Source organism: Microbacterium sp. B24 (assembly GCF_000333415.1).
Lineage (GTDB): Bacteria > Actinomycetota > Actinomycetes > Actinomycetales > Microbacteriaceae > Microbacterium.
This window is the reverse complement of the sequence record NZ_BADB01000378.1, coordinates 1-13,855: the sequence shown is the minus strand read 5'-3', so window position 1 is coordinate 13,855 and position 13,855 is coordinate 1. Positions and strand designations below refer to the sequence as shown.

Sequence of the window (13,855 nt, the reverse complement as noted above, 5' to 3'; positions counted from 1 at the left end):
CCGCCGCCTACGCTGAGACGATGAGCGTCGAGACGACCGAGCCGGAGGCATGGGCCTGGCCGGGGCCGAGTCCGCTGACGGTGGGCGGGCTGTCGCGACAGGATCTGGCCGCGCGGTTGCAGGAGCACGGGGTCGGCCTCAACGCCCACGCCGAGACTCTTCTGGCTCACTCGGCATTCGACACCCGACCCGCCGAGCGCGTCGGGATCGTCGCGCGCACCGTGCACGAGTTGGGCCTGACAGACGGCGGGACCTTGCCGGAGGTGTTTGCTGCGGCGGCATCCCTCGGCTGGGGGCTCTGCCCGCCGGACGCCGCGCCGTATCTCCGGTTGGCGTGGCTCACCCAGTCGAACTCGACGGATTCGGTGCTGTCGGTGGGTCGGTCGCCACAGGGAGCGCTGAAGGTCGCGACGGCGCCGATCAGCGACGACGTCGAGGTGCCGAAGGGGTTCTACCTTCGCGTGGTGGACGGGGTTCCGTGGCTGCGTGGCTACCGCTGCGACGACGAGTACCGCTTCGCCCCGGAAGACGTGTTCGCGTTCCGGGCCGCCGGCTGAGCGCCGGATCCTCGGTCGGCGGCGGTCAGGAGTCCGTGGATGCCGGGTCGAGCGCGATGACCAGCTTCTGCGCCGAGACGCCGCGGCGAAGCGTGTCGATCGCCCCCTGAATCGCTGCGAGCCCCGACCCGGCGAGGCGCGCCTGCGGGTACGGTACGTGTGCGCCCGAGGCGAGGGCCCGGGGCAGGTAGTCGCCCCAGATCGCCGGCCCGACGGGCGAGGTCGCGATGGCGCTTCCCCAGATGAACGAGGCGCGGATGCCGCGGGTGCGGCTGCGGACTTGCATGAGGGCGGTGCGTGTTCCGAGGCGCAGGAACAGGCGGATCCGGCGGAGCGAGAGTCCGCGGCGGCGTGGTTGGTCGTAGAAGGAGACCGGTGGGCTGGCCATCGCGATCCTGGCGGCGCCGGTGGCCCGCGCGATCTTCCGGCAGGGCTCCGCGGACCCGACCGCGATGGCGAGGATGCCGGCGACGGGGGAGGCGCCGATCGCGTCGATGATCCGCTTGACGGCATTCGGGTCGCGGTAGTCGAAGACCCCCTCTGCGCCGAGCCGCGTCAGCTGCTCGTGGTTGCGGGGGGATGCGGTTGTGATGACGCGATAGCCGGCCGCCCGGGCGAGCTGGATCGCGTTGCCGCCGACGGCCGTTGCCCCGCCCCACACGACGACGACGTCCTCGCGCGCCGCCGCCGCCCCGAGGGCGGAGTAGTCCAGCGCGAGCTGGTCGGCCTCGAACAGACCCGCTGCGGCCGTCGACACCGCCAACGGCAACACCGCGGCATCCTCGAAGAGCAGGTCGTCGGGCAGCCGGGCGGCAAGGCTCGCGTCGACGGCGACGTAGGCCTGGAATCCGCTCTCGCCGACGGCATCGCGGCCCTTTTCCAACCCGATCGCGTAGGCGACGACCCGGTCGCCGACGGCGAAGGCGTCGATGCCGGGGCCGACGCCGACGACGACACCCGCGACGTCCTCGCCGAGGATCACCGGGTAGCGCAGCCACCCGTACATGACCGCGCCGTTGGATTGGATGATCGCGTCGAGCGGGTTCACCGCCAGTGCGCGCACCTCGACCAGCAGCTGGCCCGGTTCGGGGGTCGGCATCGGTGCCTCGCGAACCGTGAGCTCGGCGTACGGGGCGTCGATCCACGCCGCGGTGTTCTGTCTCATGTCTGCGTCCATCCGTTGGTGATGACATGTGATGTCATCACGGCATATGTTACGGCACGTCGTGTCATCATGGGAGCATGCCCCGATGGTCTCCGGATGCCGCGCTCCGGCTCGAAAACGCCGCGATGCGCTTGTTCGAGCGGCAGGGCTTCGCCGGGACGACGGTGCCGCAGATCGCCGAGGCGGCGGGGCTGACGACGCGCACGTTCTTTCGTCACTTTTCCGATAAGCGCGATGTGCTGTTCCTGCGAGACCGCGAGTTTCCCCCGGCCGTCGCGGATTTCATGGCGGCCGTTTCGCCCGAGAGCTCGGGTTCCGCGGTCGTGCGCGAGGGGCTGCTCGCCGCGTGCCGCGGTCTGCAGGAGTGGCGCGAGCCGATCGCGCGTCGACGCCGCATCGTCCGCAGCGAGCCCGCGCTGCACGAGCGCGATCTTCTCCGCAGCCACCACCTCGGGCGCGCGATCGAGGAGGCGCTGACCCACCGCGGCACCGACGCGCGGCACGCGCGCACGCTGGCCGCGATCGCCGTGACGTGCTTCGAGCTCGCGATGGATCGGTGGCTGGAAGGCTCGGCAGAGCTGTCGTTCGAGGAGGCGCTCGCCTCGGTGTGGGAGGACATGCGCGACGGCCTCGGCGGGTGACGCGGGAATCGGCGTTCTCGGCATCCGTCGACGCGGTCGTCAGCCCGGTTGGCCGTTATCGTCCTGGCCTCAGCCGCGGCGTTCGCAGAGGATGGCGCCGACCGGGCGACGGCCGCGCTCGGAGCGCCGGTGGGTTTCGATGACGTCGAAGCCGGCCTGATCGAGCCGTGACTGCAGCTGCGATGCCGGCCAGCGGTAGGCGCGCGTGACCGCGTGGTCGAAGGGCTCGATCTGCTCGCCCTCGAAGTAGCCGATCAGCAGCGTGCCCGCGGGCCGAAGAACGCGGGCGAATTCGCTCAGGGGCACGGCGATGTGTTCGGGCTCGTGGTGGATCGTCGAGAACCACGACAGGATGCCGCCGACAGCGCCGTCGTTCTCGTCGATCGCATCTATGCTGCCGAGGTCGAACCTGACACCCGGATAGGTCGCGCGAGCGCCGTCGATGAACGCGGGCACGAGATCGAAGCCGCGAATGCCCACGCCTCGCTGGTGGAGGTGGTGGGTCCAGTGCCCCGGTCCGCATCCCGCATCCAGAATCGGGCCGGATGCCGCGGCCGCCCAGGTCTCGACGAGGTGTCTGTCGCTGGGGTGCACGGCGGTCATCGATCCGACGACCTCGACGTACTCGGCCGCTCGTGCAGCGTAGGCGGCAGCGACATCGGTCACACCACGAGGGTAGAACGGATGCCGGGGGTGGGGCCGTTCTCCTAGAGTGAGCCCGTGAGGCGGACCGTGCGTTTCGTGGGGATCGCGGCTCTTCTTGCCGTGGGGGTCACGCTGGCCGGGTGCTCCTCCGTGAACCGTGTCGCCGCGAGGATCAACGCGGATGGCTCGCTCGATTTCGCGACGTGCGATGCCCGCAACGCGGACTTCTTCGAGGTGACGTGGTCGGATGACGAATCAGCGGAGCAATCCGCGATGTCGGTGACCCGGATCATCGGAGACGTCCAGACGGGTGACGTGTTCCACCTGGATGCCGTGGCGCCTGCCAGCGGGTGGACGAGCGTGACGGTGGCGAGCCTCGGCGGACAGGGACCCGGCATCCTCGCCTCCTTCCGCGCGGCGGATCTCGACTCGGGCTCGTGGGCGTGGAATCAGACCGGCGTCTTCATCGGGACGGTCGATGTCGAGCACTGCGAGCTCGACGAAGCGAACATCCGCTGACCGGCGACGTCGCTCTATGCTCGGCTCATGATTCGCGCCGGTCGAGCGTCGCTGGTCGTGAGCTCCGTCGAGACGGATCCCGATCTGGTGTCGCAGCATCTCGGGCTTTCGCCGAGGACCGTCATCCGTAAAGGGGAGGTGAGTCGTTCGGGTTGCGTCCGTGAGCATCACACCTGGGCGGTGGATGCCGGGCCCCTCTCGAATGACGAGGATGACCAGACCGGAACCGCGGCGTTGACGAAACCCCCGCTATGTAGAAGCTAGGCGAGGGTTCTGGAACCGTTGTAACGACGGTTCGTGTGGCTCCGACGGGCGTCAATCCCGTGACCTCACGATTTTCAGTTGGATTTCGTGAGGTGTGGTGGATGCTCGTTGGTCGCTGTTTGCCGCGTGATTCCTCGGAAGTTGTCATGGTTGGTCGCGGCTGGTCGGGGGTGGTTTCAGCGGAGCTACCGGCACGGGACCGGCACACCTCTTAGCCTCGGAGAAGGTCTAGCAGCCACCCGCCGGCCAGCGCGCCACTCACGCCTTCGAGAATGGCGCTCAAGCTGCTGCGGACCCAACCGCTCGCGCGGTCCAGCGTGCGCTGGTGCTTCGCTTGATCACGCGCATCTGGAACGCTGTTTCCCGCCGCCATCTCGGCAGCCCAACGGAGCGCCGCAACAACCTCATCACTTTCTCGGCGTTGTGCCGCTTGGTTGGCGAGATCGCAGAGCGCGGAGCTGAGCTCCTCGCCGGTGGTGATAGGTGACCCCTCGAAGCTGGTGCGGCCCTGGTTCGCACTTCCAATCACTGACCCTGCGGCACGAACCTTGGTGAGATCGCCCCCGGCCTTGTCGCCACCGATGCGATCACCACCCGTGAAGTCGCGTCCTGCGCGGTCGCCCAAGGTCGTGCTGTTGTCTACGTCCCCAAAGTACAACGGACCGAGTGCCTGCTCGACTACGACTTGGGCGGCCTCGCGGTCGTCCCTCACCCACTGAGAGACGACGACCTTGGTCCGGGTGGGGTTCCACATCAGTCGGCCGACGTCAGCAAGGAACTGCTCGAACGCGGCATTGCTTTTGCGCTCGTACCACCCGAAGATGTTGCTATCGATCAAGGGTTGGATAACCGCGCGGCGGTCAGGCTCCTTAATTCCGCTCTTGCGCCAGAATCCGGCAAGATCAACCTCCATGCCAGGCTGGATGGATGCCCGCCGGGCGCCGTCTGTGATTTCGGCTTGGAGGTTTCGAATCGTGGTGTCATCCAACGTCACCTTGCGGAGGTAACTCGACCGGAAGGTACGCACAACTACCACAGCCGCGATTAGCGCAACCAGAATCGCTACGAGGGTCACGAAGATCGGCGTGAGCGAGCCCGGCGGTGAGTTCATGTAGCCAGGGTAGCGCCCACGCTGAACCGCTCGCGGTCGGGGCCCGCCGTTTGAACTCGGGCGTGGCGACACGGGTCCAAGAGTTCGTCGAGGCTCGTGTGAACGATGTCAGCGGTCGGTCGGCGTTGGTGCTGGAGATCGTTGATCCCACTGCGCGTCCGTGCCCTCGGCGTAGCAGCAGCTACTAAGTGAGTGTCGCGTTGATGGCTTTGAATGCGGCCTCGAACCGGTTGAGGGTCACGTCAGAAAGAGTTGGCAGCACTTCGCTGCGATGACGAAGTAGATAGTCGGCAGGAACGCCATGGGCTGTGAATTCGGTCCCGACGGCCCGCGAGATGCGGGAGATGATGCGGTCCTTGCGTTGAGCGCTGACATTGCGAGCCGGGTCTTGAAGCCCTTCGTGTAGAGCGCGAGGAAGTCCTCGGGCTCGAAGAGATCCTCGATGCCCGATGGGTCAATCTCTGCGAACATATCGGTCACCAAGATGCGCTTCCTCTTGAGGAGCCCTCGGTCAGCCAGATTAGTGAGCTTCGTGATCGACGATGGCGTCCCGTCGACAAAAACAGTGACGTCCAAGTTCCTACCGGTCAAAGCCACGAAAGTAGGAATGTTGGTCGCGCCACCCGCGGGAAGCACGCGCCATCGACCGTTTATTCTTTCACGGTTGATGGACTTCAGGTGATCACTAAGAACCGTGAGATAAGTGAAGTCGCTAGTCCCCTCAACGAGGAGGTTGTCGGGCCCCACATAAAGGTTCTGAGCAATATCGTAGCTGAGGGCTGCCTGGAGCGGGAAAAGGGAATCATCGCCAACCGCCAGTACTTCTTCGCTTGCGATCGCACCCTTATCAGGCCCCTGATCTTCGATGACCCGCGCTCGTTCCAGTTTCCCAGCGTCCACCATGAAAGGTGAGTGAGGGTGTCGATCTCGAGCATGGCTTCGGGTGCGCCGGCCATCCGGTAGACGCCCTGTGCGTGGCGTTCGAGGGCGCCGGATGCGGTGAGGCTTGAGATTGTCTTGCGAGAGACGCCGACGTCGGCAGCTTGCGCTGTCGTGACCATGCCCCAGTGCTCAGCGGCGATTGTGCCGAGCTTTGCGATGGTGGAACCAGTCATGCATGATTTGTACCCCGAATCGAGGACAAAAGCTGTACTGAATGCGAGACTATGAGGAACTTGGGCGCTCGGCGAGAACAGCGGGGAGTGACGTGGTGTTCGCGACCCATTCGCCCGCGGTTGGCGAGATCCATTGCGCCAGATCCAGGGCGAGTCCCAAATCGCGTCGGAGATTACGCTGATGGATGGGTTCATGATGGGCGGCGCGGTTCCTGACGAAGTTGAGCTGCTGCATCCGGAATCCGACGTCGCGCCGCCTGGTGCGGAGGTCGGGATGTCCGTGCGCGAACGCGGCGTGCGTCGAAGGCACCCAAAGCGAGGTCAGATAGCGCGATTCGACCAGGTACCGCCAGAACCCCAGCGAAAGCTCGGCGATGACGCGCCCGTGAACTTCTGGCCGGCGTCCCCGGTGGGTCGCTCGATCTCGGGCCTGCTGAATGTCCTTGCGTCCTTGTTGATCGACCGGCACGACATCAAGCCAAGACGGGTGGCCGTGCTTGCGGGTCGCCCAACTACGCAACTGCGTGTCGAGGGCGTTACGGGCGATCACCTCGACCATTGAGGTGAGCTCCATCACGCTCGCGGCTGCGCGCATGTTCCATTCATAGAGGGCGAAAGCAGCCGCAGTGCCGCCATCAGTGGCTCGGGAGTACGATCCCAGCCGCTCGGCAGTCACGAGCGGGAGGAGCGATTCGTAGTCCTCGGCGCTGAGCGCGGCTCGTTCGGTTGACATTCAGGATCCTGACCGTATGCTTATACACGAAGACCCCGGAACGATCACTGGCTCAGCCACATCGCCGGGGTTTCGTCTTGCCAGTACCCGAGTAGGCTCCCGACCCTGCGGGCGCTTCGCGTGACGATGTCATCGGGAGCCTACTCGGGTACTGGGGCGATCTCGTCCGCCGCGCGGGGCATCTTCGCAGCTCTAGGCAGATCGGAAGGTGCCGATGTGTCGTGTGCGTTGCGTCGAAAGGCACCGTAACCGACACAAAACCGGCACAACGTCCCGGGGGGCAGCGTCAGGGCGTCCTGCGTCTCGCTGCGCTCACTCGGGAACCGGGCCCTTCGACAGGCTCAGGGACCCAGAAACGTCGACCCGGAAACCACTTCTCACTAGCCCAAAGCAAAACCCCCGCCATGTAGAAGCTAGGCGAGGGTTTCTGGAACCGTTGTAACGACGGTTCGTGTGGCTCCGACGGGCGTCGATCCCGTGACCTCACGATTTTCAGTCGTGCGCTCTACCAACTGAGCTACAGAGCCGCGCGGCATCCGCTGGAAAGAATCTGCCGCGTCCTACACGAAGGGCCCTCGATCTCGAAAGAAAAGGGCCCGTCGCTCGGAGCGACCCTGACGGGACTTGAACCCGCGACCTCCGCCGTGACAGGGCGGCACGCTAACCAACTGCGCTACAGGGCCATACGTATTCAGTTGTGTGTCGGAGAGTGACCCCAACGGGATTCGAACCCGTGCTACCGCCGTGAAAGGGCGGCGTCCTAGGCCGCTAAACGATGGGGCCGAGCGAACCCGGAGGCTCATTCTTACCGACGCTCAAGCATAAGAGATCATCCAGCAAATCGGAAATCGAGGGCGTGGGATGCCGTGCCGCGCGCTCTCCGCAGGGGAGGATGGCCGCGGGCGCGGCACGTGCGAGCCTCCGAATTGCCCCGGTCTCCCAGCGGTTTCATCACCAGAAACCCCTGGGCGAATGTGACGAATGTTGTTAGTGTGACGTGTGTTGCCATCGCGGGATGGCGGGGGTCGACGCGCGTGAAAGACGGAGGTTCGAGGTGAAGACCGAGAAGGCCGCTTCGGCGGAAGACTGCGGCTGCGCGCCGACCGCCACAGAGATTGCGGGCCTGCGCGGCCCGGTGAGCCGCCGATCCGCGCTGGGACTGGCCGGCCTGGGCGTGCTGAGCCTGGGCGCCGTCAGCGCCTTCGGCCTGCGGTTCAGCCCATCCGCGTTCGCTGCCGACTACCCCTCGTGGGACGACGTGCAGAACGCCAAGAACAACGAGGCCGCCAAAGCCAACGAAGTCACCCGCATCCAGGGCCTCATCGCTGCCCTGCAGGCCGACGTCGCCGCCAAGCAGGCAGACGCCGAGCGTCTCGCCAACGAATACGTGCAGGCGCAGATCGACTTCGAGACCGCGTCCGACAATGCGGACGCTCTACAGAAGCAGGCGGACGACGAGTCGGCCCGCGCAACCGCCTCGGCCAAGAAGCTCGGCCGTCTCGCCGCTCAGCAGTACCGTGCCGGCGGCAGCGACCCGTCGATGGAGCTCTTCTTCTCCGGCTCCGCCGCCAGCGCCGACGACCTGCTCGCCAAGCTCGGCACGATGGACCGTCTCGTCGCGGCCAACCGGGGCGTCTACGCCGACGCGATCAGCGCCCGCAACAACGCCCAGAGCCTGAGCGACAAGGCCAAGCTCGCCCGCGACGAGCGCGACCGCCTGCAGAAGGAAGCCCAGCAGAAGATGCAGGCCGCGCAGGATGCCGCCGCCGCTGCCCAGGCCGCGCTCGCCGAGCAGGACAAGAACCTCGGCACCCTCCAGGCGCAGCTCGCCGCGCTCCAGGACCAGACCGCCAAGACCGTCGCCGACTACCAGGCCGGCGTCGAAGCCGCGCGCAAGGCCGAAGAAGCCCGGCAGGCCGCGGCCGCCGAGGCCGCCCGTAAGGCCGCCGAAGAGGCCGCCGCCAATGCCGGAAACGGCGGCGGTGGCGGCGGAGGAGGCGGCGGTGGCGGTGGCGGAACGCCCGGCACCGACGGGTGGGTACGCCCGGCCTCCGGCTACATCAGCTCGTGGTTCGGAAACCGCGGCTCGGTCTGCGGCAACGGTGTGTGCACCAGCGGCGGTCACCGCGGCATCGACTTCGCCACCTCCTGCTGGTCGCCCATCTACGCCGCAGCCTCCGGCCGCGTCGTGTGGGCCCAGTACACCGGCGACTGGGGCAACTACGTCAAGGTCGACCACGGCGGCGGCGTCGTCACCGGCTACGCCCACATCGTCAACGGCGGCTACAACGTCGATGTCGGTCAGTGGGTCAACGCGGGCGACCTCATCGCCCACGTCGGTAACACCGGCGCCTCCACCGGCTGCCACCTGCACTTCGAGGTGTACTGGCAGGGCGTGCGCATCGACCCGGCACCCGTGCTCTACGACCACGGCATCAACGTCTACTGACGAGTGCTGCAACGCAGAAGAGCGGATGCCGACCGGCATCCGCTCTTCGCGTGTGAGACCAGGTCTCAGATGGTCTTGGGGGCGTGGCCCTCACCCTGGGTGGCGGTCTGCGCACCCTCGTCCTGGAAGCGTTGGAACGCCTCGGCGACCAGGCGCTCGGCCTCTTCGGTGCCGGCCCACTGGTCGACCTTGACCCACTTGCCGGGCTCGAGATCCTTGTAGTGCTCGAAGAAGTGGCCGATCTCGCCCTTGGTCCACTCGTCGAGGTCGTCGACGTCCTGGATGTGCGCCCAGCGCGGGTCCTTCGCGAGCACCGCCACGACCTTGTCGTCGCCGCCGGCCTCGTCGAGCATCTTCAGCACGGCGACCGGGCGCACCTTGGCCATGACACCCGGGTACAGGTCGCGATCGAGCAGCAGCAGCACGTCGAGCGGGTCGCCGTCCTCGCCCAGGGTGTCCTCGAAGAAGCCGTAGTTCGCGGGGTAGCCCATCGGCGTGAACAGCACGCGGTCCAGGAACACGCGGCCGGTGCCGTGGTCGACCTCGTACTTCACGCGGCTGCCGCGCGGAATCTCGATGACGGCGTCGTATGCGCCCATGCTGGTTCTCCTTCGGAGGGTCTGGTGGATGCCGGCATCCAGCCTAGTCGGCAGGCCCGGTGGCCGTTCCGCCGTCGTCGCGTGCGCAACTCCGCCTCAGAGGCCTGGATCCGCCCTCGGGGGCGCCGCTACCCCCATTGAGGCGGAGTTGTGAACGCGGCCAGTCGCTAGCGTGGATGCCGTGGACCACCGCCCCAGCCTCGACCCCGCCGTCGCCGAGATCCGCCGGGCGGTGCGCGCGGCCCTCGCCACGGTCACCGGCCCCGTGCTGGTGGGTCTGTCCGGCGGCGCGGACTCGCTCGCGCTCGCCGACGCGGTCGCGTTCGAGGCGCCGAAAGCCGGGGTCCCAGCATCCGCGGCGATCATCGACCACGGACTGCAGCCCGGATCCGACCGCGTTGCCGCCCGTGCGGCCGCCGTCGCCGAAGAGCAGGGGCTGGCCGCCCGGGTGATCCGCGTCGAGGTCGGTGCGGAGGGCGGGCCCGAAGCCGCTGCCCGCGATGCCCGCCGCGCCGCCCTGCTCGCCGCCGCGAAGGATGCCGGGCCCGAAGCCATCCTGCTCGCCCACACCCTCGACGACCAGGCCGAGACCGTCCTCATCGGCCTCGCTCGCGGCTCCGGTGCCGCGAGCCTCGGCGGCATGTCGCCCGACCGGGTCGAAGACGGCATCCGCATCCTGCGCCCCCTGCTCGACGTGCGCCGCACCACCACCCGCGCCGCGTGCACCGCCGCGGGCCTGCCACCGTGGGAGGACCCGCACAACCTCGACCGCCGGTTCCTCCGGGTGCGCGTGCGCCAGGACGTCATGCCGGTGCTCGAAGCGGAGCTCGGCCCGGGCGTCGCCGAGGCACTCGCCCGCACGAGCGATCAGCTGCGCGAGGATGCCGCGGCCTTCGCCGAGATGATCGACGAGACGATCGAAGACATCGTCGAGCACGCCGAAGCCGGCATCGCCGTGTCGGTGCCGGCGCTCGCGGCCAACCCGCCCGCGCTGCGCCACCGCATCATCCGCCACGTCGTCGCGAGCGAGTTCGGCGTGAGCCTCACCCGCGTGCAGACCCTCGAGGTCGCCCGGCTCGTCACCGACTGGCGCGGCCAGGGCCCGATCGACCTGCCCGGATGCCGCGCCCAGCGCAGCGGCACCCGTCTGGTCTTCACGGCGGCCGACTGAGGTGCCGCGGCATCCGTGCCTAAAATCGAGGAATGCGCGCAGCCGACATCGCTGACCAGCTGTCCACCGTCCTCGTCACCGAGGAGCAGATCCACGACAAGCTGGGTGAGCTCGCCGCGCGCGTCGAGGCCGACTACGCCGGCAAGGATCTGCTGCTGATCGGCGTGCTGAAGGGCGCCGTCATGGTGATGGCCGACTTCTCGCGGAAGCTTCGCCGCGACGTCGTCATCGACTGGATGGCCGTGTCGTCCTACGGCGCCGGCACGAAGTCCAGCGGTGTCGTGCAGATCCGCAAGGACCTCGACACCGACCTCACCGGCAAGCACGTGCTGATCGTCGAGGACATCATCGATTCGGGCCTGACCCTCAGCTGGCTGCTGGAGAACTTCGCGTCGCGCGGCGCCGCCTCGATCGAGATCCTCGCGCTGCTGCGCAAGCCCGAGGCGGCCAAGGTCGAGATCGACTGCCGCTACGTCGGCTTCGACATCCCCACCGACTTCGTCGTCGGCTACGGCCTCGACTACGACGAGCGCTTCCGCAACCTCCGCGACGTCGCGGTGCTCGCGCCGCACGTCTACAGCTGAACGCGGCGCGGGCGTTTCGACTCGCTGCGCTCGCTCAACGACCGGGGGTGCGCGGCCGCTCCCGGTTCGCCTGTGGCGAATGCACAGACGCCCCATAGTCGCCGCGCGGTAGCCTGAGCGGATCATGGACTTCAAGAAGCTCAGCCGCAACCCGTTCGTCTACGTGTTGCTCATCGGCGCCCTGTTGCTGATCGGCATGTCGCTGATCTCGACGCTCACGGGCGCGAAGCAGATCACGACGCAGGAGGGCCTGACGCTCCTGAAGGGCGGCACCGTCACCCAGGTGACGAACACCGACGGCGACCAGCGCGTCGACATGACCCTGTCCGCGCCGTTCCAAGGCGCCACGCAGGTGCAGTTCTACTACGTCGGCGCGCGCGCCAACGAGGTCGTCTCGGCCGTGGATGCCGCGACCCCGAAGGACGGCTACAACGACGTCGTCCCGCGCACCACCTTCTTCGAGAGCCTGCTGTCGCTGCTCATCCCCATCCTGTTGCTGGGTCTGCTCTTCTGGTTCTTCTTCTCCGCGGCCCAGGGCGGCAACAGCAAGGTCATGCAGTTCGGCAAGTCGCGCGCGAAACTCGTGACGAAGGAGACCCCGACGGTCACCTTCGCCGATGTCGCCGGTGCCGACGAGGCCATCGAGGAGATGCAGGAGATCAAGGACTTCCTGAAGGACCCGGCGAAGTTCCAGGCGGTCGGCGCCCGCATCCCGAAGGGCGTGCTGCTGTACGGCCCTCCCGGAACCGGTAAGACCCTGCTCGCGCGCGCCGTCGCCGGCGAGGCCGGCGTGCCGTTCTACTCCATCTCCGGCTCCGACTTCGTCGAGATGTTCGTGGGCGTCGGCGCGAGCCGCGTGCGCGACCTTTTCAACCAGGCCAAGGAGAACGCCCCGGCGATCATCTTCATCGACGAGATCGACGCCGTCGGCCGCCACCGCGGTGCCGGCATGGGCGGCGGTCACGACGAGCGCGAGCAGACGCTCAACCAGATGCTCGTCGAGATGGACGGCTTCGACCCGAAGGCCTCGGTGCTGGTCATCGCCGCCACGAACCGTCCCGACATCCTCGACCCGGCGCTGCTGCGCCCGGGCCGCTTCGACCGTCAGATCGGCGTGGATGCCCCCGACCTCAAGGGTCGCCAGCGCATCCTCGAGGTGCACGGCCGCGGCAAGCCGCTCTCGCCCTCGGTCGACCTCGCCGTCATCGCGCGCAAGACGCCCGGCTTCACCGGTGCCGACCTCGCGAACGTGCTGAACGAGGCCGCGCTGCTCACGGCGCGCTCCAACGCGCAGCTCATCGACATGCGCGCACTCGACGAGGCCATCGACCGCGTCATCGCCGGTCCGCAGCGTCGCACGCGCATCATGAAGGACAAGGAGAAGCTCATCACCGCGTACCACGAGGGTGGTCACGCCCTCGCGGCGGCGGCGATGAACAACACCGACCCGGTCACGAAGGTCACCATCCTCCCGCGCGGCAAGGCCCTCGGCTACACGATGGTGCTGCCGCTGGAGGACAAGTACTCGGTCACCCGCAACGAGCTGCAGGACCAGCTCACCTACGCCATGGGCGGCCGTGTCGCGGAGGAGATCGTCTTCCACGACCCGACCACCGGTGCGAGCAACGACATCGAGAAGGCCACCGGCATCGCCCGCAAGATGGTCACCGAGTACGGCATGACCACCGATGTCGGACCCGTCAAGCTCGGCTCGTCGTCCGGCGAGGTCTTCATGGGCCGCGACATGGGTCACGGCCGCGACTTCTCCGAGCGCATCGCCGAGCGCGTCGACAAGCAGGTGCGCGATCTCATCGAGCAGGCCCACAACGAGGCCTACGAGGTGATCAACGCCAACCGCGACATCCTCGATAAGCTCGCCCTCGCCCTCCTGGAGAAGGAGACGCTCGACCACCTCGAGCTCGCCGAGATCTTCCGCGACGTCAAGAAGCTGCCGCCGCGCCCGCAGTGGCTCTCCAGCGACGACCGCCCCGTCTCGATGCTGCCGCCGGTGGACGTGCCCCGTCGTCAGGACGAGGCCGGGCTGGCTGCGGCATCCGTCGCGGAGGAGCAGCCCGCGGCGCAGACCGCGGCGCAGCGGCGTCCGAGCGGGCAGGCGCGCCCCGCCACCGCCTAGGCTCGTGACGTGGCCGTCGATCGAGACCGCGTCGCCGCCGCCGTGCGCGACATCCTCGTCGCGATCGGGGAGGACCCCGATCGCCCGGGGCTGAAGGCGACCCCGCAACGAGTCGCCGACGCCTACGCCGACTTCTTCTCCGGGACTCTAGAGGATCCCCGGGTCCGA

14 protein-coding genes, 3 tRNA genes and 1 pseudogene are annotated in these 13,855 nt (G+C 67.7%); 8 read left to right on the top strand and 10 right to left on the bottom strand.

Translation table 11 applies throughout. The features are described 5' to 3' along the window. The first annotated feature begins 20 nt into the window (after nucleotides 1-20). Entirely contained in the window at nucleotides 21-557 is a 537-nt protein-coding gene (locus I5I_RS10025; RefSeq protein ID WP_051039564.1) for a hypothetical protein, read from the top strand. A 25-nt stretch (nucleotides 558-582) separates the two neighbouring features. Here the strand turns inward: I5I_RS10025 and I5I_RS10020 are convergent, their stop codons facing one another. Beyond that, entirely contained in the window at nucleotides 583-1,722 is a 1,140-nt protein-coding gene (locus tag I5I_RS10020; protein ID WP_036319012.1) for a zinc-binding alcohol dehydrogenase family protein, read from the bottom strand. Between the two features lie 77 nt (nucleotides 1,723-1,799). On the opposite strand from I5I_RS10020, the gene I5I_RS10015 reads away from it, so the two are divergent. Beyond that, a complete protein-coding gene (locus I5I_RS10015; protein ID WP_036319011.1) occupies nucleotides 1,800-2,363 on the top strand; it encodes a TetR/AcrR family transcriptional regulator in 564 nt (187 codons plus the stop codon). A 69-nt stretch (nucleotides 2,364-2,432) separates the two neighbouring features. Here the strand turns inward: I5I_RS10015 and I5I_RS10010 are convergent, their stop codons facing one another. Beyond that, nucleotides 2,433-3,029: a class I SAM-dependent methyltransferase gene (locus tag I5I_RS10010; protein WP_036319010.1), complete on the bottom strand. Its 597-nt coding sequence runs from the start codon at nucleotides 3,027-3,029 to the stop codon at nucleotides 2,433-2,435. Nucleotides 3,030-3,083: 54 nt separating this feature from the next. Here I5I_RS10010 and I5I_RS10005 point away from each other — a divergent pair, with 54 nt between their 5' ends. Then, entirely contained in the window at nucleotides 3,084-3,527 is a 444-nt protein-coding gene (locus I5I_RS10005) for a hypothetical protein (protein WP_148285530.1), read from the top strand. Between the two features lie 475 nt (nucleotides 3,528-4,002). Here I5I_RS10005 and I5I_RS10000 read toward each other — a convergent pair whose 3' ends face one another. The 7 genes and pseudogenes from I5I_RS10000 to I5I_RS09975 all read right to left on the bottom strand — a co-directional run bounded on the left by I5I_RS10000 (nucleotide 4,003) and on the right by I5I_RS09975 (nucleotide 7,533). Then, on the bottom strand, nucleotides 4,003-4,902 hold the full coding sequence (locus I5I_RS10000) for a hypothetical protein (RefSeq protein ID WP_036319008.1): 900 nt from the start codon (nucleotides 4,900-4,902) through the stop codon (nucleotides 4,003-4,005). 237 nt (nucleotides 4,903-5,139) lie between these two features. Beyond that, nucleotides 5,140-5,805: a hypothetical protein gene (locus I5I_RS17595; protein ID WP_187289936.1), complete on the bottom strand. Its 666-nt coding sequence runs from the start codon at nucleotides 5,803-5,805 to the stop codon at nucleotides 5,140-5,142. A gap of 62 nt (nucleotides 5,806-5,867) precedes the next feature. After that, nucleotides 5,868-6,017: pseudogene (locus I5I_RS17790) on the bottom strand (type IV toxin-antitoxin system AbiEi family antitoxin domain-containing protein); the annotation flags it as partial. Between the two features lie 49 nt (nucleotides 6,018-6,066). Continuing rightward, nucleotides 6,067-6,750, bottom strand: coding sequence for a hypothetical protein (locus tag I5I_RS09990; protein WP_051039560.1), 684 nt, complete (start codon nucleotides 6,748-6,750; stop codon nucleotides 6,067-6,069). A 454-nt stretch (nucleotides 6,751-7,204) separates the two neighbouring features. After that, nucleotides 7,205-7,277: transfer RNA gene (locus tag I5I_RS09985), tRNA-Phe, on the bottom strand. Nucleotides 7,278-7,359: 82 nt separating this feature from the next. Beyond that, nucleotides 7,360-7,433 (bottom strand) — tRNA-Asp (locus I5I_RS09980). 27 nt (nucleotides 7,434-7,460) lie between these two features. Further along, a tRNA-Glu gene (locus I5I_RS09975) sits at nucleotides 7,461-7,533 on the bottom strand. 271 nt (nucleotides 7,534-7,804) lie between these two features. Here I5I_RS09975 and I5I_RS09970 point away from each other — a divergent pair. Then, nucleotides 7,805-9,199 carry a M23 family metallopeptidase gene (locus tag I5I_RS09970; protein WP_036319007.1) on the top strand — a complete coding sequence of 465 codons (1,395 nt, stop codon included), beginning with the start codon at nucleotides 7,805-7,807 and terminating at the stop codon, nucleotides 9,197-9,199. A gap of 65 nt (nucleotides 9,200-9,264) precedes the next feature. Here the strand turns inward: I5I_RS09970 and I5I_RS09965 are convergent, their stop codons facing one another. Further along, nucleotides 9,265-9,798, bottom strand: coding sequence for an inorganic diphosphatase (locus I5I_RS09965; RefSeq protein WP_036319006.1), 534 nt, complete (start codon nucleotides 9,796-9,798; stop codon nucleotides 9,265-9,267). A 172-nt stretch (nucleotides 9,799-9,970) separates the two neighbouring features. Here I5I_RS09965 and tilS point away from each other — a divergent pair, with 172 nt between their 5' ends. The 4 genes from tilS to I5I_RS09945 form a co-directional block, all read left to right on the top strand. Beyond that, the gene (gene tilS / locus I5I_RS09960; RefSeq protein ID WP_036319005.1) at nucleotides 9,971-10,969 is read left to right on the top strand and encodes a tRNA lysidine(34) synthetase TilS; all 999 of its coding nucleotides are present in this window, start codon (nucleotides 9,971-9,973) and stop codon (nucleotides 10,967-10,969) included. A gap of 32 nt (nucleotides 10,970-11,001) precedes the next feature. Continuing rightward, entirely contained in the window at nucleotides 11,002-11,553 is a 552-nt protein-coding gene (gene hpt, locus I5I_RS09955) for a hypoxanthine phosphoribosyltransferase (RefSeq protein ID WP_036285982.1), read from the top strand. 124 nt (nucleotides 11,554-11,677) lie between these two features. After that, a complete protein-coding gene (gene ftsH, locus I5I_RS09950; RefSeq protein ID WP_036319004.1) occupies nucleotides 11,678-13,687 on the top strand; it encodes an ATP-dependent zinc metalloprotease FtsH in 2,010 nt (669 codons plus the stop codon). 9 nt (nucleotides 13,688-13,696) lie between these two features. Further along, a partial coding sequence (locus tag I5I_RS09945) for a GTP cyclohydrolase I (protein ID WP_036319003.1) occupies nucleotides 13,697-13,855 on the top strand: 159 nt, incomplete at its 3' end.